The following is a 17371-nucleotide window of genomic DNA, read 5'->3' as shown; positions in this document are numbered from 1 at the left end:
GCTGTCCTAGCCTCGGCGCGAAGTTGAAGCGCTTCGACACTGTGCTTCGACGGTGCATGCCGATCACCACCCCAGGAAGGCTTCCCGCCTCATGTCCCGTCATGGCATCCACGACACCGCCCCCGCCACCCGCTGGGAGGACGCCTACCTGAGCGGCAACGGCCGGCACGGCGCGCTGGTGCACGGCCGGACCGACGCCGAGACGGTGGTGATCACCCATCACGACCTGGTGCTGCCGGACGCCGCGTCGGGCGTCGCGCCGCCCGCACTGGCCGGTGAGCTGGCGGCCGTCCAGGACCTGTTGCTCGCGGGCGAACAGGCGGCGGCGGTCAGCCGGTTCGGCGGCGACTGGGAGCCTCGGTACGTCCAGCCGTTTCACCCGGGCTTCGCCGTCGGCTGGGTGCGCTCGCGCCGGAGCGAGGTCACCGAGTACCGCCGGGAGCTGGACTTCCGGACCGGCGTGGTCACCACCCGCTGGCGGGAGGGCGGTGGCGAGTGGCTGGCCGAGTGCTTCGTCTCCCGGGCCGACGACGTGGTCGTGCAGCGCCTGGTCGCCCCCGAGGGGAGCACGGTCGAGGCCGAGATAGGCCTGGACGGCCGGCTGCCGGGTGCTCCGGACGGCCTGCGTGCGGCGGTCCGCTCGGTGTACCGGCCGGCCGAGATCCCCGGCTCGGCGGAACTGCCGCGCGACACCGCCCTGTTGCGCCTGCGAGCCCGTTACCCCGACAGCGAGTACGGCTACCGGGGCGCGGCCCGGATCGTGGCGACCGGCGGTACGGTGCGCTGCGACGGACCCCGGGTGTACGTCTCCGGCGCTTCGGAGGTGCTGGTGCTGACCCGGACCGCCCGGGGGGAAGTCGGTTCCCCGACCTCCGAGTTGAGCCGACTCGACACCGGGATGTACCGGCTGCCCGCCGACCACGGGGAGCTGCTGATGCGACACGTCGCCCTGCACGGCGCCGCCTACGACCGGGTCGGGTTGGACCTCGGCGCGACGGAGGCCGACCGGCAGCAGCCCGCCGCCGAGCTGCTGGAGCGTCAGGCGGCCGACCCGTCGGTACTCCGACCCGCGCTGCTGGAGGCGCTGTTCGCGGCCGGCCGGTACCACCTGCTGTCCGCCTCCGGTGTGCTGCCGCCCCGGCTCTGCGGCCTCTGGGCCGGTGACTGGCACACCGCCTGGGGCGGCGCGTTCACCACCAACGCCAACCTCAACCTGCAGGTCGCCGCCGCAGCCACCGGCGACCTGCCCGAGGTGACCATGGCGCTGGCCGCGCTGATCCGGGGTCAGCTGGCCGACTGGCGCACCAACGCCCGGTTGCTCTACGGCGCCCGGGGGGTGGTCGCCCCTGCGCACACCGACGGTACCAACGGGCTGCAGTACCACTTCAACCACAGCTGGGCGCACCACCTCTGGACGGCCGGCGCGGACTGGCTGCTGCAACCGTTGGTCGAGCACGTCGAGACCTCGGGTGATCTGACCTTCCTGCGTGCGGAGTTGCTGCCGCTGCTGGGAGAAGTCGCGGACTTCTACACCGACTTCCTGTCGCGGACCGACGCCTCGGGCGCGCTCGTCCTGGTCCCCTCCTACTCCCCGGAGAACCATCCGACCGGCCCCGACGGCACCCGGCTCCCGGCCGCCGCCTCGGTGAACGCCACGATGGACCTGGCCGCCGCCCGGCACGCCCTGCTCACCGCCGCCGACCTGACCGAGCGGCACACCGCCGCCTCCGGCGCGCGCTGGCGGGCGGTCGCCGCCAGGCTCCCGGGCTACCGGGTGAACGCCGACGGCGCACTCGCCGAGTGGGCCTGGCCGTCGTCCGGCGACAGCTACGACCACCGGCACGTCAGCCACCTCTACCCCGTCTGGCCGCTGGACGAGATCAGCCCCGACACCACCCCGGCCCTGGCCGAGGCGGCCCGCACGGCGCTGCTGCTGCGCGGCGACGAGAACCACTCCGGGCACGGCCACCTGCACCGCGCGCTGGCCGCCGCCCGGCTGGACGACCCGGTGCTGGCGGGCCGCCAACTGGCCCAACTGCTGCTCCGGGGCTTTCACTTCCGCTCCCTGATGACCAGCCACTACCCCGACCGGGACGTGTACAACGCGGACGTCGCGCACGCCCTGCCGGCCGTGCTGACCGAAATGCTGCTCCGCTCGCACCCCGCCACGGCCACCGACCCGGCCCGGCTGGTGCTGCTCCCGGCGCTGCCCGAGGCACTGCCGTCCGGACGCCTGTACGGGCTGCGGACCCGATTCGGCGCGGTGGTGCGGTCGTTGAGTTGGTCCCCGGCGGCCGTCACCGTGGTGCTGTGCAGCCCGGTCGACCAGGAGGTGACGGTGCGGTCGGGCCCGGTGGGCAAGCACGCTCCGGTGCGGCACCTGCTGACGGCCGGGGTGGAACGGACGATTCGCTTCGACCGCTGACCGCCCTGACCTACCATCGGTTGATGCCGACCAGTGAGCTGCTGCGTGCCAACGCCTTCCGGACCGCCTTCGCCCGCCGCCAGGCCACCGAGGTCCGGGAGGTGGCGGGGGGCTTCCTGGCTCTGAACGCGGCCTTCCCGCTGTCGTACGAGCACAACCAGCTGCACATCGACGGCGCCGTCGGGCCGGCCGCCCTGCTGACCCTGGCGGACGCGGCGCTCGCGCAGGTCCGGCACCGCCAACTGACCGTCTACGACGCCGAGTCGGGTGCCGCGTGCGTACCGCTCTTCGAGGCGGCCGGGTACCAGCACATGACCGAGGTGGTGCTCGCCCACCGGGGCCCGACCCCGGCTCCGTCGGTGCTCGCCGCGCCGGTGGAGCTCCCCGAACTGGCGGTCCCGTACCGGGCCCGGCTGCGGGACTGGATGCCGGAGGTCTCCGAGGAGGCCATCGAGCAGCTGATCACCCGTCGGGAGGCCCGCCGGAACGGAGCGCCGGAGGTGCTCTTCCTCGGCGCGCGCAGCACCGACGGCCGGGTCGCCGCCTGGGCCGACCTCTACCGTGACCCCGCCGCGGGCATCGCCCAGATCGAGGACCTGGTCACCGCCCTGGACCACACCGGCCAGGGCCACGGCGACACCGTGCTCACCACCGCCCTGCACCTGGCCGCCGAACAGCCGCTGCGCTTCCTGGTCGCCGACGCCGAGGACTGGCCGATGCACTGGTACGCCCGGCGCGGCTTCGTGCCGATCGGTGAGTGCCACGCGTTCACCCGCTCCTGACCTGGCCGCCTCCTGCTCGTGCGTCGCGGGGCCCGATTCCGGTCATCACCCCACCGGGGCGTCGAAGTCGATCGGGTACTGGAACTGCCAGGCGTTCTTCTCGGGTTTCATCAGCTTGAACATCGTCGGCAGCACCGCGTCGCGGATCACCCGCGCGACGGGGCCCGCGGCCTTGCGGGCGTTGGTGCGGGCGGTCTCCTTGATGATCCGCTCCACCCGGGTCCGGCGTAGCTCCTCGTAGCGGACCAATGCCTGAGGCAGGGTCAGGTCGCGCAGGCAGCGGGCGAGTTCGACCGAGCTCTCCGCGGCGATCGAGGCGCCCTGGCCCGAGCTGGCGGAGGGTGCATGGGCTGCGTCCCCGGTGAGGACCATGCGGCCGCGGCTCCAGCGCACCGACCGCGGCATGCTCTCGGTACTGCCGGTGAAGAGCATCGTCTCCGGGTCGGTGGCCGCCAGCATCCGCTCCGCCGGGGTGGCGTCGCCCTCGCAGGCTTTCGCCAGGTGCTCGAGCCAGTACGCGCCGCCGCGCTCGCGCTGCTCGTTGAACGAGAGCGGCTGCGCCACCGGCAGGTTGATGAACCAGACGGCCGTGCCGTCGGCGAAGACGTGCCAGGCAAAGAAGCACCGCTTGCCGAAGGTCATCTGCATCATGCCGTCGGTGGGCGCGACGCCGGCGTCGGCAACCATCGCGCCGAACCCGGCCGTACCCGCGAACTGCGGCGCCGGGGCGGCCGGGTCGATCAGGCGGCGCACCGTGGAACGCAGCCCGTCCGCGCCGATCAGCACGTCGGCGGTCGCCGTGCTGCCGTCCTCGAAGCGCGCGGTGACACCGTCGGCGTCCTCGCTCGCGTCGACGATGCGCTTGCCGTAGACGGTGGTCAGACCCCGCTCCTCGGCTGCCTCACGCAAGGCGCGAAACAGCTCCGCGCGGAGCACGAAGCGCATCGGGTCGATACCGGGCAGCGTGCCGAACTCGGCCAGTTTCCTGCCGTTCCAGCTCCGCAGCACGATGCCGTTCATCTGGGTGCTGACCGCGCGGACCGCATCGCCCACACCGATCGCGTCGAACGCCTGGAATCCGTTCGCCGCCAGGCCCATGCCGCCGCCGACCTCGTCGGCCGGGGCGCCGTACGCCTCGAAGATCGTCGCCTCGATGCCCGCCTGCTGCAGCGCCATGGCGGTGACGGGACCGGCGATACCACCGCCGATGACCAGTGCGGAGCGGACCTTGCCGTTCGTCGTGCCAGTCGAGTTCGTCATGGCTAGATAGTTGCATTGTTACTAGTGTCTTAGCAACTAGTTCGACAGTGGATAGCATCGAGCCCATGAGTACTGCGCCCCGGAGTTCCCCCCTCGCTCTGACCGTCCTTGCCCTGCTGCACTACAAACCGCTGCATCCCTACGGCGTCCAGCGTCTGCTCAAGGAGTGGGGCAAGGACCAGGTCGTCAACGTCGGCCAGCGGGCCGGCCTGTACCGGACCATGGACCGCCTGCTCACTGCCGGACTGATCGCCGTCCGGGAGACGGGCCGGGACGCGCAGTACCCGGAGCGCACGGTCTACGAGGTCACCGATGCGGGCAGCGAGACGGCGCACCGCTGGCTCGACGAGATGCTCTCCACGCCGAAGCAGGAGTTCCCGGAGTTTCCCGCCGCGCTGTCGCTGCTCATGATGCTGACGCCGGAGATGCTGCGGGATGCGCTCAGCCGCCGCGTCGAGGTATTGGGGGCGGCGCTCGCTCGGCATGAGGCGGAGCTCGCCCGGGAAGCGGAGAGCGGGCTGCCGCGGATCGCGACGCTGGAACTGGAGTACGTGCGCACGATGACGGCGGCGGAGCTGGCATGGGTCCAAGGCGTCCTGGCCGAGCTCGCGGACGGACGGCTGGCCTGGTCACCCGAGGAACTGATCGCATACGCAGGCGGGGATGGGTGACTGTCGAGGCAGCTTCGACCGTCTCGGCAAGTACAGCTCAAAACAAGGAGGTTGAGTGCCTTGACGGGCTCGGGTCACGGCAGCACACTCCCACACAGGAGTTCGTGAGAGCGCTCTCACCGTGAATCGAAGCCCCGAATCAAGGAGAGAACCAGAATGCGGCGAACGAATGTGGCGCGGGCAGCTATGTCCGCCCTCCTGCTCTTCACCACCCTCGGGCTCGGCCTCTCCGGCGCCTCGGCCGCCCCTGCGGCCGGGCAGTTGACGCCCGGTCTGGTGAGCGCGCTCCAGCGTGACCTCGGCCTGACCGAGAGTCAGGCGACGGCACGGCTGGCCGCCGAGCAGACGGCGTCCCGACTTGCGCCGCAGGTAAGGGAGTTGGCCGGTGAGGCGTTCGGTGGATCCTGGTTCGACCCCGCGCGTGGCAGGCTCGTGGTCGGACTCACCGACCTCGCCCGCAGCGACCGGATCCGGGCGGTGGGAGCCGACACCACGACTGTCGCCCACACCGAGGCGGCCCTCGACCGGACGAAGGCCGCCATCGACGCCCACAGCCGTCGGTCCTCGGCTCCGGCCGGGGTGAGCAGTTGGCGGGTCGACCCCCGGCGCGGTGCGGTGGTGGTCGAGGTGGCCACCGGCGCCCGGCAGGACGCGCGGGTGGAGGCGTTCATCGCCGCGGCCGGCGCGGCCGGACCGGTGGTGGTCGAGGAGACCTCCGGCCGAACCCCGCAGACCTTCTCGGCGGGCACGGTCGGCGGTGATCCGTACTACATCAACGGCAACACCCGCTGCTCGATAGGTTTCTCGGTGCACGGCGGCTTCGTCAGCGCCGGGCACTGTGGCGGGGCCGGCAGCAGCGTGGTCGGCTGGGACGGTTCCTGGATGGGCACGTTCGCGGGATCCACCTTCCCCGGCAACGACTACTCCTACATCCAGATCGGCGGCGGCTGGTGGACGGCGCCGGTCGTGCTCGGCTGGGGGACCGTCAGCGACGCTCTGGTGCGCGGCTCGTGGGAGGCACCGGTCGGGTCGTCGGTCTGCCGGTCCGGCTCCACCACGCACTGGCACTGCGGCACCGTCCTCGGCCGGAACGAGACGATCAACTACAGCGCCGGCGCGGTCTACGGGATGACCAGGACCAGTGTCTGCGCCGAACCCGGCGACTCCGGCGGCTCGTTCATCACCGGTGACCAGGCCCAGGGCGTGACCTCGGGCGGCTGGGGCGACTGCCGCAGCGGCGGCCAGACCTGGTTCCAGCCGGTCAACCCGATCCTCTGGCGGTACGGGCTCACCCTGGTCACCGCCTGACGGGCTGCACCAACTCGCCGTCGCACCGGCTGTTCTTACGGTGCGACGGCGAGTGCGGACCAGGAATCGGCCCGCCGGTCAGCATTTGGTGACCTGCTGGAGCGGGCGAGCCGGCCGGCGGGCGCTACCGCACCACGGTGATTCGGGCGTACGGCAACGACGTCGACCTGCCGTCACCGGTCGGGTTCACAGTGCCGACCGAGATCCTCAAGAACTACGTGCGCTGACTCAGCCCTCCGCGAGCGTGGCCAGCTGGGCGGTCAGGGTGTCGGTGTGCTGGAAGGTCAGGCCGGCCAGGGCGATGTGACGCCAGGTCACCGTGCCGCCGGCGTCCAGGATGAAGACCGACCGGCGCAGCCCCAGACCGGGCACGCTGATCCCGTACGCCCGCGCGACGGCGCGGTCCGGGTCGGCGAGCAGGGGGAAGGCCAGCCGGTGCTTGCGGGCGAAGCGTTCGTGGCTGTCCAGGTCCTGCGGGCTGATGCCCCAGACGGTGGCGCCCAGGTCCTTGAAGCGGTCCAGGTCCGAGGTGTACTCGCAGAGCTGCTTCGTGCAGACCGGGGTGTCGTCCCCTGGGTAGAACACCAGCACCAGCGGACGGCCCTTGGCCTCCTCCAACCGGTACTCGCGTCGCTCCGCGAGGTCCTCGGCCAACAGGAGGCCGGGCAGTGTGAACGACGGAGCCGACGCTCCGACCTCGGGCGGCTTGGCCATGGAACTTCCCTCCCGTACTGAAGCAGTGCCTCTGGCACTGTACTTGCTCCCGGCGGCTGCGCCGAGGACGCCCGTCAGGTGTCAGCGGCGGGGGCCGTACATGATGACCGCGACGCCGGCCAGGCAGATCACCGCGCCGAGGACGTCGGAGCGGGTGGGGCGGAAGCCGTCGACGGCCATGCCCCAGAGCAGGGAGCCGGCCACGAAGACACCACCGTAGGCGGCGAGGACGCGGCCGAAATTGGAGTCGGGCTGGAGGGCGGCGACGAAGCCGTAGCCGCCGAGGAGGACGATGCCGAGGCCGGCCAGCCACCAGGGGCGGGCTTCGCGGACGCTCTGCCAGATCAGCCAGCAGCCGCCGATCTCGGCGACGGCGGCGACTGCGAACAGGGCGGCGGAGCGGAGCACGGGCATGAGGGGAGCCTAGTGGCGCTGCGTCGGGGGGCTGGTCTACTGAAACAGTCGTTGCAGTAGAGGGTGCGAGTGGGGACATGATGGCGGAGCGCGAGGTGGTCGTCCGGCTGCTCGACAGGCCCGGAGACCTGGGCTGGACGGTGTTGGCGCACGGTGAGTTCTACGACCGGGAGTTCGGCTGGGACGCGAGCTTCGAAACGCTCGTCGCCCGGATCGTCGCCGACTACGCCGACGGGACGGAGCCCGGGCCGCAGGCGGCGTGGATCGCGGAGGTCGACGGGGAGCGGGCCGGCTGCGTCTTCTGCGTTCGCGCGGACGACCGGACCGCGAAGCTGCGCCTGCTGCTCGTCGATCCGGCCGCGCGGGGTCTGGGTCTGGGAGCCCGGCTGGTCGAGGAGTGCCTGCACTTCGCGCGGACCGCCGGGTACGAGGCGATCACCCTGTGGACCAACGACGTGCTGAGCTCGGCCCGGCAGATCTACCGGAAGCACGGCTTCGAACTCGTCGCCGAGGAGCCCCACCACAGCTTCGGGCACGACCTCGTCGGCCAGACCTGGCAGCGCCGCCTGTAGTGAGCGGTAGCGGGTCGGGTCGCCCAAGGAGAGCCTGTCCGTTATGTTCTGATTTGAGAGTTCGTCAGATCATGAACCGAAGGACGGTGCGGAGTGCCCGGAAATCTCACAGTCGACACGGTCGGTCCGGTGGACGTTGCGGTGGTCGCGTTCGACGGCAGCCGGTTCAACGGCAGCATTGCTCCGGCCCTGCTCGACCTTCAGGAGAGCGGGACGATCCGGATCCTCGACCTCACCTTCATCCGCAAGGAGCGTGACGGCGGGGTCGAGGTGATCGAGGTCGCCGACTCCGAGGTGGCGGCCGCGTTCGAGCGCGCCACCCAGGCCGAGTTCGACCTGCTCAGCGAGGACGATCTGCAGGCCGTGGCGGCCGACCTGGAGCCCGGGTCGTCGGCCCTGGTGCTGGTCTGGGAGAACACCTGGGCGGCCCGGCTGGCGGCCGCGCTGCGCAACTCCGACGGGCGGGTGCTGTTCCTGGAGCGCATTCCGCGCGACGAGGTCGTGGCGGCCATCACCGCACTGGACAAGGAGCTCTGAGCGCGATGCGCCGACGGATGGGACGACCCGGCCTGCTCGGGACGGTGGCCAGGACCGCAGTGGTGGCCGGTACGGCCACGGCGGTGTCCGGGCGGATGCAGCGCGGCGCGGCCGATCGCAACGCCCAGCAGGAACAGACGGCCGCCGCGCAGCAGCAGGCGATGGTCGACCAGGCCGCCGCCCAGGCGGCCGCGCAGGTCGCGAGCCAGCAGCCGCCGCCCGCCGCAGCACCGGCTCCGGCCGAGGACCGGATCGGCAAGCTCACGGCGCTGGCCGAGCTGAAGGCCAACGGCCTGCTGACCGACGAGGAGTTCGCCGCCGAGAAGGCGCGCGTGCTGGGGTCCTGACGGGCCGTCGGTCTTAGCCCGCCTGGTCAGCCGTTGGAGCCGGAGCTGCCCTGGTTACGATGATCCGGGCCACGCTGAGCGGGCGTGGGAGATCGGAGCCGGAACCTGATGTCCGAGTCGCATCCGCTGGACAACCCGGTCGTGGCGTCGCTGACCGGGCCGCACGCGCCGTTCGCCGAGCGGCGGGGGCAGGCGGTGCGGTACCCCGGGGATGTGACGCCCTTTCACGGACTGCCGGACCGGCCGCAGGCGGCGGACTGGGCGGACCTGGCCGCACTGGCCGGGCCGGGCGCGGTGGTGCTGCTCGCGGTCGACGCGGCGGTCGCGCCGCCGGAGGACTGGGCGGTGGTCTTCCGCGTCGACGGCGTGCAGCTGACCGGCGAGGACGTGCTCGGCAAGGCGGACCCCGAGGTGGTCGGGCTGGGGCCCGCCGACGTGCCGGAGATGCTCGCACTGGTCGAGCGGACCCGGCCGGGGCCGTTCCGGACCAGGACCATCGAGATGGGCTGCTACCTGGGCGTCCGCCGGGACGGGGTGCTGATCGCGATGGCGGGCGAGCGGATGCACCCGCCCGGGCACACCGAGATCAGCGCGGTCTGCACCGACCCCGGGTACCGGGGCGAGGGGCTGGCGTCCCGGCTGATCCTGGCGGTGACGGCAGGGATCCGGGAGCGCGGCGAGGTACCGTTCCTGCACGCGGCGGGCGACAACACCAACGCGATCCGGCTGTACGAGGCGCTGGGCTTCCGGCTCCGGCGCGCGATCACCTTCACGGGCGTCCGGGTGCCCGGCTCGGCCGGGTGACGGTCGGTCAGAGTTCGCCCTGGAGCAGGGCGTGCAGGTGCATGTCGTGCCAGCCGTCGGCGTGCAGCTGGGAGCTGCGCAGGGTGCCTTCGAGCCGGTAGCCGGACTTCTCCGCCACCCGGCAGGAGGCCGGGTTGGCCACCGAGTGGCGCAGCCCGAGCCGGTGCAGGCCGAGCTCGTCCAGTGCCCACCGGCTGATCCGCTCGGTGGCGGCCACGGCCACGCCGCCGCCCCGAGCGGGCGGCAGGAGCCAGTAGAGGATCTCGGCGCTGCCGCCCCGGAGGTCGATCTCGTTCCAGCCGGTCAGGCCGACGGCCACGTCACCGGGGCGGGCGATCGCCCAGATCGCGCCCTGCTCGGCACGCCAGCGTTCGTGCATCCGGCCGATCCGCTCGCGCGCCTCCTCCGGTGTCCCGAGCGCGAAGAGGTTCCACTGCCGGATGTCCGGATCGCGGCTCGCGGTCAGCAGGCTCTCCGCGTCGTCCGGCTGCCAGGGCCGGAGCTCCAGGCCTCCCGGCAGGTCGAGCACGGGCTGCTCGCTCGCGGCCATCCGGCCGGCGGGAACGACGGGAGGCGGAGGCCAGACACTGGTCATCGCGGCATCGTGCCAGAAAGCCCCGCCGCCACGCCAGCGATCTTGGCCGGGCCTACTGCCGGTAGGTGGTGAGGAACCGGCCGATCCGGCTGATCGCGGTCTCCAGGTCGTCGGCCCGGGGGAGGGTGACGAAGCGGAAGTGGTCCGGGCGGGGCCAGTTGAAGCCGGTGCCCTGGACGATGTGGATCTTCTCGCGGAGCAGCAGGTCGAGCACGAAACGCTCGTCGTCGACGATCCGGTGCACGGCCGGGTCCAGCTTGGCGAAGGCGTACAGCGCGCCCTTGGGCTTGACGCAGCTGACGCCGGGGATCTCGTTGAGCGCCCGCCAGGTGACGTCGCGCTGTTCGGTGAGGCGGCCGTTCGGCAGCGTGAGGTCCTGGATCGACTGGTGGCCGCCGAGGGCGGCCTGCACCGCGTACTGGGCCGGGACGTTGGGGCACAGGCGCATGCCCGCGAGCATGGTGAGCCCCTCCAGGTAGTCCTTGGCGTGCTGCTTGGGGCCGGAGACCACCAGCCAGCCGCTGCGGAAGCCCGCCACCCGGTACGCCTTGGAGAGGCCGTTGAAGGTGAGGGTGATGACGTCGTCGGCGAGCGCGGCGAGGCAGTGGTGCTCGACGCCGTCGTACAGGATCTTGTCGTAGATCTCGTCGGCGAGCACCATCAGGCCGTGCCGGCGGGCGAGTTCGAGGATGCCGAGCAGCAGTTCCTTCGGGTAGACCGCGCCGGTCGGGTTGTTCGGGTTGATGACCACGATGGCCTTGGTGCGGTGGTTGATCTTCGAGGCGATGTCGTCGAGGTCGGGGTACCACTCCGCCTCCTCGTCGCACAGGTAGTGCACCGCCTTGCCGCCGGCCAGCCGGACCACGGCCGTCCAGAGCGGGAAGTCCGGTGCGGGGACCAGGACTTCGTCGCCGTCGTCGACCAGCGCCTGGACCGCCATCTGGATCAGCTCGGAGGCCCCGTTGCCCAGGTAGACGTCATTGACCGTCACTCCCTCGACCCCGCGCTGCTGGTAGTACTGCACCACCGCGCGGCGGGCGGGCAGGATGCCGCGCGAGTCGCTGTAGCCGTGCGCGTTGGGGAGGTTCCGGATGATGTCCTGGAGGATCTCCTCCGGCGCCTCGAAGCCGAACGGGGCCGGGTTTCCGGTGTTCAGCCGCAGCACGCTGTGCCCGGCCTCCTCGAGCGCGTTGGCCTGCTCGACCACCGGGCCGCGGATCTCGTAACACACGCCCGCCAGCTTGCTGGACTGCCGAAACTCCACTGCGGCCTCCTGGACCGTCGCACCGCGCCATCATTCGGTTGCTTTGTTCTACCAAGTAAGCACTTGGAAAGTCCAACCTTTTGGCTATGCTGATCCACATGTCACGCCGAAGCTACGACCAGTACTGCGCCGTCGCCCGCGCCCTGGACGCGGTGGGGGAGCGCTGGAGTCTCCTGATCGTCCGTGAACTCCTGGCCGGACCACGCCGCTACACCGACCTGCACGCCGACCTGCCCGGGGTGTCGACCGACATCCTGGCCACCCGGCTCAAGCAGCTCGAGGGCGAGGGCGTGGTGGGGCGCCGCAAGCTGGAACGCCCCGCCAACGCGGTGGTCTACCAGCTCACCGAGCGCGGCCTGACGCTGCGTCCGGTGGTGGACGCGCTGGGGGTCTGGGGGCTGGAGGCGCTGGGTGAACCCCGGCCGACCGACGCCGTCCGGGAGCACTGGGTGACCGGTGACCCGGCGGGGGCGACCAAGGGCTGAAATTGCCGGGGGCCGATCGGCCGTCCGGGCTATCGTCCGCCCCATGACGGCCCATCACCAGCTCGCGCAGATCAACATTTCCCGGCTGCTCTTCCCGATCGACGGCCCCGAACTCGCCGACTTCGTCACCGCCCTGGATCCGGTCAACGCGCTCGCCGAGAGCGCCGAGGGTTTCGTCTGGCGGCTCGCCGACTCCGCCACCGACGGGACGGTGCGGATCTTCGAGGACGACTGGCTGATCGTCAACATGTCGGTCTGGCGGGGTCCGGACGCGCTGGAGACCTTCGTCTACAGCCCCGAGCACATCGCGGTGCTGCGCCGCCGTCGGGAGTGGTTCGCCCGGGTGGGCGAGGCGATGACCGCGCTCTGGTGGGTGCCGGCCGGTCACCTGCCGACCGTCGCGGAGGCCGAGCGGAAGCTGGTCGAGCTGCGGGCGAAGGGGCCGTCGGCGGAGGTGTTCACGCTCCGTGAGACCTTCCCGGCGCCCGATCGGATCTGACGGATCATCAAGGCCGGTCGTACGGGCGGTGATTGGCTGCCATCCGATTGTGTCCTGCACGTGACAATCGTTCCCAGCTCTTGTGCGTCCGGCCGTCGGTGGGTCAATCTTTCGCTGACGGCCGGAAACGCAGCACGGGGCCCATGTCGTCCCCTGTTTGTCATGGGCATGAATGATTCTGCATGGGCCCGCTGTGTCGTCACGCCCGGACCGGACCCCATGTGCCGGATCCCACCGGGAAGTTGAGCACGTACCGCCCCCACCTAGGAGGAACCCTCTGATGGCAGTGATACGTCCCTCCCGACGCGGCCTGGTCGCCGCCACGGCGGCCATCGCGGCCGTGCTGGCCCTCGGGGTCGGCTCGGCGCTGCCCGCGGCGGCCGCGGCCGCGGCCCCGGCCGAAGGCGTGATCGCCAACGCCGGCGCCCCGGGCACCGTCAAGGACAGCTACATCGTGGTGCTCAACCAGGGTGTAGCGGCCGCGAGTTCGGACCACGGGCAGGCCCTGGCGCAGAAGTACGGCGCCCGGATCACCCGGGTCTACTCGGCGGCCCTGAACGGCTTCGCCGCCCAGCTCTCCGAGGCGCAGGCCAAGCGGCTGGCCGCCGACCCGGCGGTCGCCAAGGTCTCGCAGAACCGGACCTTCCACGTCGACGCTACCCAGCCGAGCCCGCCGTCCTGGGGCCTGGACCGGATCGACCAGAAGGCGCTGCCGCTGAACAGCAGTTACAGCTACCCCGACACCGCCGGTGAGGGCGTCACCGCCTACATCATCGACACCGGGGTCCGGATCAGCCACAGCGAGTTCGGCGGCCGGGCCAGCGACGGCTACGACGCGATCGACAACGACAACACCGCCCAGGACGGCTACGGCCACGGCACGCACGTCGCCGGTACGGTCGCGGGCAGCTCGTACGGGGTGGCCAAGAAGGCGAAGATCGTCGCGGTCCGGGTGCTCGACAACTCCGGCTCCGGCACCACCGAGCAGGTCGTCGCGGGCATCGACTGGGTGACCGCCCACGCGGTCAAGCCGGCCGTGGCCAACATGAGCCTCGGCGGTGGCGTGGACGACGTGCTCGACGCCGCCGTCCGCAGGTCGATCGCCTCCGGCATCACCTACGGGGTCGCGGCGGGCAACGACAACCAGAACGCCAGCACGCACTCGCCGGCCCGGGTCTCCGAGGCCATCACCGTGGGGTCGACCACCAGCACCGACGCGCGGTCCAGCTTCTCCAACTACGGCAGCCTGGTGGACCTGTTCGCGCCCGGCTCCAGCATCACGTCGTCCTGGAACAGCGGCGACACCGCCACCAACACCATCTCGGGCACCTCGATGGCCACCCCGCACGTGGTCGGCGCGGCCGCCCTCTGGCTGGCCGACCACCGCACCGACACCCCGGCCCAGGTGGCCACCGCCCTGGTGAACAACGCCACCAGCGGCGTGGTGACCAGCCCCGGCACCGGCTCGCCGAACAAGCTGCTGTACGTCGGCTCCGGCACCACCACCCCGCCCACCGGGCCGAAGTTCGAGAACGCCGGTGACTACGCGATCGCCGACAACACCACCGTCGAGTCGCCGGTCACCGTCAGCGGTGTCACCGGCAACGCCCCGGCCGCGCTGAGCGTCGAGGTGGACATCAAGCACACCTACAAGGGCGACCTGAAGGTGGACCTGGTCGCGCCCGACGGCTCGACCTACCTGATCAAGAACTACGGTGACGGCGGCAGCGCCGACAACGTGATCGGGACCTTCACCGTGAACGCCTCCGCCGAGGTCGCCAACGGCGTCTGGAAGCTGCGGGTGAGCGACAACGCCGCCGCCGACATCGGCAAGATCGACCGCTGGGCGCTGCAGTTCTGACGCCTGGTCAGCAGTTGAGTCGGGGTCGCACCCTTCAAGGTGCGGCCCCGGCTTGCTGCGCCAACGGGCCCGGCTACTCGGCCGGTTCGGCGATCAGCGCGGTGCCGACCGGGCGGAAGCCGACCCGGGCGTAGATCCGGGCCACGTCCTGGTCGCCCGCCGACAGGAAGACCGTCTCCACCCCGCGGGCCCGGGCGTCCGCGACCAGCACCGAGGTGACCGCGTACCCGAGGCCCTGGCGGCGGGCGGACGGCAGGGTGCCGATGCCGACCACCTCGCTGACCGGACCGACCGGCAGGTGCTGGCCGCCGCACAGCGCGGTGCCGTCCGGGCCGAACGCGGCGGCCACCACGGACAGGCCGTCCCGGACCCGCCCGGCGATCCGGGCGGCCGTGCCGTCGTCGGTCAACTTGGCGGTCATCGCGGCGAGTTCCTCCCGACCTGCGGTGCCTATCGCGGTGCCGGGCTCGCTGAAGGAGAGGAAGGCCACCGCGAGCGCCGCGGCCAGCGCCGGCTCGTCTGCGCCGACCACCCGGGCGGTGGCCGACGGGGCGGTGGCGGCAGCCGGGTCCAACACCATCAACGGGTGCTCGTGCACCGAGAGTCCGGAGCCTTCGACGGCGGCGCGCAGGCCGGGGGTGGTCTCGGCGACCCACTCGAAGCACTCCGGCTGGCCGAGCTCACGCTGCCGGGCCCTGACCCGGTCCACGTCCGCCACCGTCACCGGCGCACCGGTCCAGCCGAGTGCGGGCCTGGCGTAGTACGGCCAGCCTTCGCCCTCCCGGACGAAGAGCGAGAGCGGCCCGAAGCTCTCCGAACGGGCGGAACTGCGGGGTGCGGTGTCGTAGTACCGCTCAAGGCGGTCGAGGAGATCGGTCACGCGCGCATGCAACCAGCACCACGGGCGATCCGCCACCGGATATCGGGACCACGGCTTACCGGCCGGTAGTACGGGGCGTACGATTGTTGAGCTATGGACAACATCACCACCGCCACCACGTACCGCAGCTATGTCGCCGTCGGGGACTCCTTCACCGAGGGCATGTGCGACGACCTGCAGCCCGACGGGCAGTTCCTCGGCTGGGCCGACCGGGTCGCCCGGGCGCTGGCCGCCGAACAGGGGCCCGGCTTCCGCTACGCCAACCTGGCGGTGCGCGGCAAGCTGATCGGCCAGATCCACGACGAGCAGATCGACTCCGCCGCCGCGATGGGCGCCGAACTGGTCACCCTGGCGGGCGGGCTGAACGACGTGCTGCGGCCGGGCTGCGACGTGGACCAGGTGGAGGACCTGCTCGGCCGGTCGGCCGAGCGCCTGCTTGCGGGCGGCGGCACCGTGGTGATGTTCACCAGCACCGACCCGACCAGGCGGATGGGCGGCAGTGCCCGGCTGCTGCCGCCGATCCTGCGGATGAAGGCGTTCGTGGAGGGGCTGGCCAAGGCCCACCCCAACCTGGTGGTGGTCGACCTCTACTCCGCACCCTGCTTCGACGACCGCCGGCTCTGGGACGAGGACCGGCTGCACCTCTCGCCGGAGGGGCACCGCCGGGTGGCCACCGCCGTCCTGGAGGCGCTGGGACGCCCGGCCCCGTTCGACTGGCGGGCCCCGCTGCCGACCGCCGAGCCGCGCGGTCGGAGCGCGAAGCTGCGCTCCGACCTGCGCTGGCTGCGGATCCACCTGGGTCCCTGGATCGGCCGCCGCCTCACCGGAAGGTCCTCCGGCGACGGGCGGGTGCCGAAGCGGGCCGAGCTGCTGCCGTACGAGGGCTGACGGCCCGTCCGACGAAGGTCGGTCAGTTGGCCCACGGCGGGGCGATGACCGTGCCGTCGGCGAGGGTGGCCTCGAGGCCGACGCTGGTGGTGACCCAGGCGGTGGCGGGCAGGTCGCCGGGGTTGTCGAAGCAGAAGCTGGAGCCGGCGGGGACGATCACGGTGTCGCCGGGAGCCAGCGTGCTGCGCTCGCCGTCCAGCAGGACGTCGGGGGCGCCCGCGAGCAGGTGGACGATCTCCTCGCGGCTGACGGTGTGTGCGGTGCCTGACGTCCCGGCCGGGACGTCCAGCCGCCAGGCGCAGAGCTCGGCACTGCCGGTGGCGGGGTTGGCGTGGGTGGTGAACCGGGCGCCGTGGATCTCGTGCACGGTGGTCTGGGTGCTGCGGATGACGGGCAAGGGCCTCTGCTCTCCTCGATGGTCAAGCTGCTTGTCTATATGGTCAAGCCACTTGACCGTTTCGTCAAGGGGATGACATCAATGAGTGGCACAATCTCGCGCATGAGCGAGCCCGACCCCATCGCCCTGAGCATCCCTCCACTGCTGATGGCCCTGACCGCCGACGTGGTCCACGAGATCGACGCGGGCGTCCGCCGGCGCGGTTTCGAGGACCTGCGTCCGGCCCACGGCTTCGCCTTCGCCCGGCTCGCCCCGGGGGGTGCCACCGTCAACGAGCTGGCCGAACACCTCGGCGTCAGCAAACAGGCCGCCAGCCAGATGGTGGAAGAACTGGTCCGCAAGGGCTACGTCGTACGCCATCCGCACCCCACCGACGCCCGTGCCAAACTCATCGAACTGACCGGCCGCGGCTGGGAGTGCACCCGCGCCGCCGACGCGGCCGCCGCCGAGGCGGTGGTCCCGTGGGCTTCGGTCCTGGGGCCCGAACGGCTCCGACAGCTTCATGACGACCTGGCCCGGCTGGCCCCCTCGGGGCGGTTGCGGCCGGTGTGGTGACAGACCGTCGGTCCACGGATCGAAGCTGGTTGGTGTACCCGGCGCACGTCCGTCCGCCGGGTCGCACGCCGCCCCCGGATCTCAGGACCAAGGCCTGGGTGGCACTTCGGCGG

General features: G+C 71.7%; 19 protein-coding genes and 1 pseudogene. 13 read left to right on the top strand and 7 right to left on the bottom strand.

What is annotated here, in order from left to right; translation table 11 throughout:
- Positions 1-91 precede the first annotated feature (91 nt).
- Positions 92-2425 (top strand): glycosyl hydrolase family 95 catalytic domain-containing protein, encoded by a 2334-nt coding sequence (locus tag ACXJMZ_RS21150; RefSeq protein ID WP_457031623.1) that lies wholly within the window; start codon positions 92-94, stop codon positions 2423-2425.
- A 23-nt stretch (positions 2426-2448) separates the two neighbouring features.
- Complete coding sequence (locus ACXJMZ_RS21145) at positions 2449-3207, top strand: GNAT family N-acetyltransferase (RefSeq protein ID WP_457031622.1); 759 nt, start codon at positions 2449-2451, stop codon at positions 3205-3207.
- A gap of 45 nt (positions 3208-3252) precedes the next feature.
- On the opposite strand, the gene ACXJMZ_RS21140 is transcribed toward ACXJMZ_RS21145, so the two are convergent.
- Positions 3253-4467 carry an FAD-dependent oxidoreductase gene (locus ACXJMZ_RS21140; protein ID WP_457031621.1) on the bottom strand — a complete coding sequence of 405 codons (1215 nt, stop codon included), beginning with the start codon at positions 4465-4467 and terminating at the stop codon, positions 3253-3255.
- 65 nt (positions 4468-4532) lie between these two features.
- Here ACXJMZ_RS21140 and ACXJMZ_RS21135 point away from each other — a divergent pair, with 65 nt between their 5' ends.
- Both ACXJMZ_RS21135 and ACXJMZ_RS21130 read left to right on the top strand, forming a co-directional pair.
- On the top strand, positions 4533-5138 hold the full coding sequence (locus ACXJMZ_RS21135) for a PadR family transcriptional regulator (RefSeq protein WP_457031620.1): 606 nt from the start codon (positions 4533-4535) through the stop codon (positions 5136-5138).
- A gap of 156 nt (positions 5139-5294) precedes the next feature.
- Positions 5295-6446: a S1 family peptidase gene (locus ACXJMZ_RS21130; RefSeq protein ID WP_457031619.1), complete on the top strand. Its 1152-nt coding sequence runs from the start codon at positions 5295-5297 to the stop codon at positions 6444-6446.
- A gap of 228 nt (positions 6447-6674) precedes the next feature.
- On the opposite strand, the gene ACXJMZ_RS21125 is transcribed toward ACXJMZ_RS21130, so the two are convergent.
- Positions 6675-7160, bottom strand: a complete 486-nt coding sequence (locus ACXJMZ_RS21125) for a peroxiredoxin (RefSeq protein ID WP_457031618.1) — start codon at positions 7158-7160, stop codon at positions 6675-6677.
- 81 nt (positions 7161-7241) lie between these two features.
- Complete coding sequence (locus ACXJMZ_RS21120) at positions 7242-7574, bottom strand: YnfA family protein (protein WP_457031617.1); 333 nt, start codon at positions 7572-7574, stop codon at positions 7242-7244.
- Positions 7575-7654: 80 nt separating this feature from the next.
- Between ACXJMZ_RS21120 and ACXJMZ_RS21115 the strand changes: the two genes are divergently transcribed.
- The 4 genes from ACXJMZ_RS21115 to ACXJMZ_RS21100 all read left to right on the top strand — a co-directional run bounded on the left by ACXJMZ_RS21115 (position 7655) and on the right by ACXJMZ_RS21100 (position 9834).
- Positions 7655-8146, top strand: a complete 492-nt coding sequence (locus ACXJMZ_RS21115; RefSeq protein WP_457031666.1) for a GNAT family N-acetyltransferase — start codon at positions 7655-7657, stop codon at positions 8144-8146.
- A 93-nt stretch (positions 8147-8239) separates the two neighbouring features.
- Positions 8240-8683, top strand: coding sequence for a DUF6325 family protein (locus ACXJMZ_RS21110; RefSeq protein WP_457031616.1), 444 nt, complete (start codon positions 8240-8242; stop codon positions 8681-8683).
- Positions 8684-8688: 5 nt separating this feature from the next.
- The gene (locus ACXJMZ_RS21105; RefSeq protein ID WP_457031615.1) at positions 8689-9030 is read left to right on the top strand and encodes an SHOCT domain-containing protein; all 342 of its coding nucleotides are present in this window, start codon (positions 8689-8691) and stop codon (positions 9028-9030) included.
- A gap of 108 nt (positions 9031-9138) precedes the next feature.
- Complete coding sequence (locus ACXJMZ_RS21100; RefSeq protein WP_457031614.1) at positions 9139-9834, top strand: GNAT family N-acetyltransferase; 696 nt, start codon at positions 9139-9141, stop codon at positions 9832-9834.
- Positions 9835-9841: 7 nt separating this feature from the next.
- On the opposite strand, the gene ACXJMZ_RS21095 is transcribed toward ACXJMZ_RS21100, so the two are convergent.
- Both ACXJMZ_RS21095 and ACXJMZ_RS21090 read right to left on the bottom strand, forming a co-directional pair.
- On the bottom strand, positions 9842-10429 hold the full coding sequence (locus ACXJMZ_RS21095; RefSeq protein WP_457031613.1) for a GNAT family N-acetyltransferase: 588 nt from the start codon (positions 10427-10429) through the stop codon (positions 9842-9844).
- A gap of 52 nt (positions 10430-10481) precedes the next feature.
- On the bottom strand, positions 10482-11693 hold the full coding sequence (locus ACXJMZ_RS21090; RefSeq protein ID WP_057228904.1) for a pyridoxal phosphate-dependent aminotransferase: 1212 nt from the start codon (positions 11691-11693) through the stop codon (positions 10482-10484).
- 98 nt (positions 11694-11791) lie between these two features.
- On the opposite strand from ACXJMZ_RS21090, the pseudogene ACXJMZ_RS21085 reads away from it, so the two are divergent.
- The 3 genes and pseudogenes from ACXJMZ_RS21085 to ACXJMZ_RS21075 all read left to right on the top strand — a co-directional run.
- Positions 11792-12142, top strand: a pseudogene (locus tag ACXJMZ_RS21085) (winged helix-turn-helix transcriptional regulator); the annotation flags it as partial.
- Between the two features lie 79 nt (positions 12143-12221).
- Positions 12222-12677 carry a DUF3291 domain-containing protein gene (locus ACXJMZ_RS21080; protein ID WP_457031612.1) on the top strand — a complete coding sequence of 152 codons (456 nt, stop codon included), beginning with the start codon at positions 12222-12224 and terminating at the stop codon, positions 12675-12677.
- A 280-nt stretch (positions 12678-12957) separates the two neighbouring features.
- Positions 12958-14538, top strand: a complete 1581-nt coding sequence (locus tag ACXJMZ_RS21075; RefSeq protein ID WP_457031611.1) for a S8 family peptidase — start codon at positions 12958-12960, stop codon at positions 14536-14538.
- Between the two features lie 73 nt (positions 14539-14611).
- On the opposite strand, the gene ACXJMZ_RS21070 is transcribed toward ACXJMZ_RS21075, so the two are convergent.
- Entirely contained in the window at positions 14612-15418 is an 807-nt protein-coding gene (locus tag ACXJMZ_RS21070) for a GNAT family N-acetyltransferase (protein ID WP_457031610.1), read from the bottom strand.
- A gap of 93 nt (positions 15419-15511) precedes the next feature.
- Here ACXJMZ_RS21070 and ACXJMZ_RS21065 point away from each other — a divergent pair, with 93 nt between their 5' ends.
- On the top strand, positions 15512-16306 hold the full coding sequence (locus ACXJMZ_RS21065; protein WP_457031609.1) for an SGNH/GDSL hydrolase family protein: 795 nt from the start codon (positions 15512-15514) through the stop codon (positions 16304-16306).
- A 22-nt stretch (positions 16307-16328) separates the two neighbouring features.
- On the opposite strand, the gene ACXJMZ_RS21060 is transcribed toward ACXJMZ_RS21065, so the two are convergent.
- The gene (locus tag ACXJMZ_RS21060) at positions 16329-16703 is read right to left on the bottom strand and encodes a cupin domain-containing protein (RefSeq protein WP_457031608.1); all 375 of its coding nucleotides are present in this window, start codon (positions 16701-16703) and stop codon (positions 16329-16331) included.
- 147 nt (positions 16704-16850) lie between these two features.
- Here ACXJMZ_RS21060 and ACXJMZ_RS21055 point away from each other — a divergent pair, with 147 nt between their 5' ends.
- Entirely contained in the window at positions 16851-17258 is a 408-nt protein-coding gene (locus tag ACXJMZ_RS21055) for a MarR family winged helix-turn-helix transcriptional regulator (RefSeq protein WP_457031665.1), read from the top strand.
- Positions 17259-17371 lie beyond the last annotated feature (113 nt).

The sequence above is a fragment of the Kitasatospora sp. P5_F3 genome, from assembly GCF_054049135.1.
This window is presented reverse-complemented; position numbering and strand designations above follow the sequence as displayed.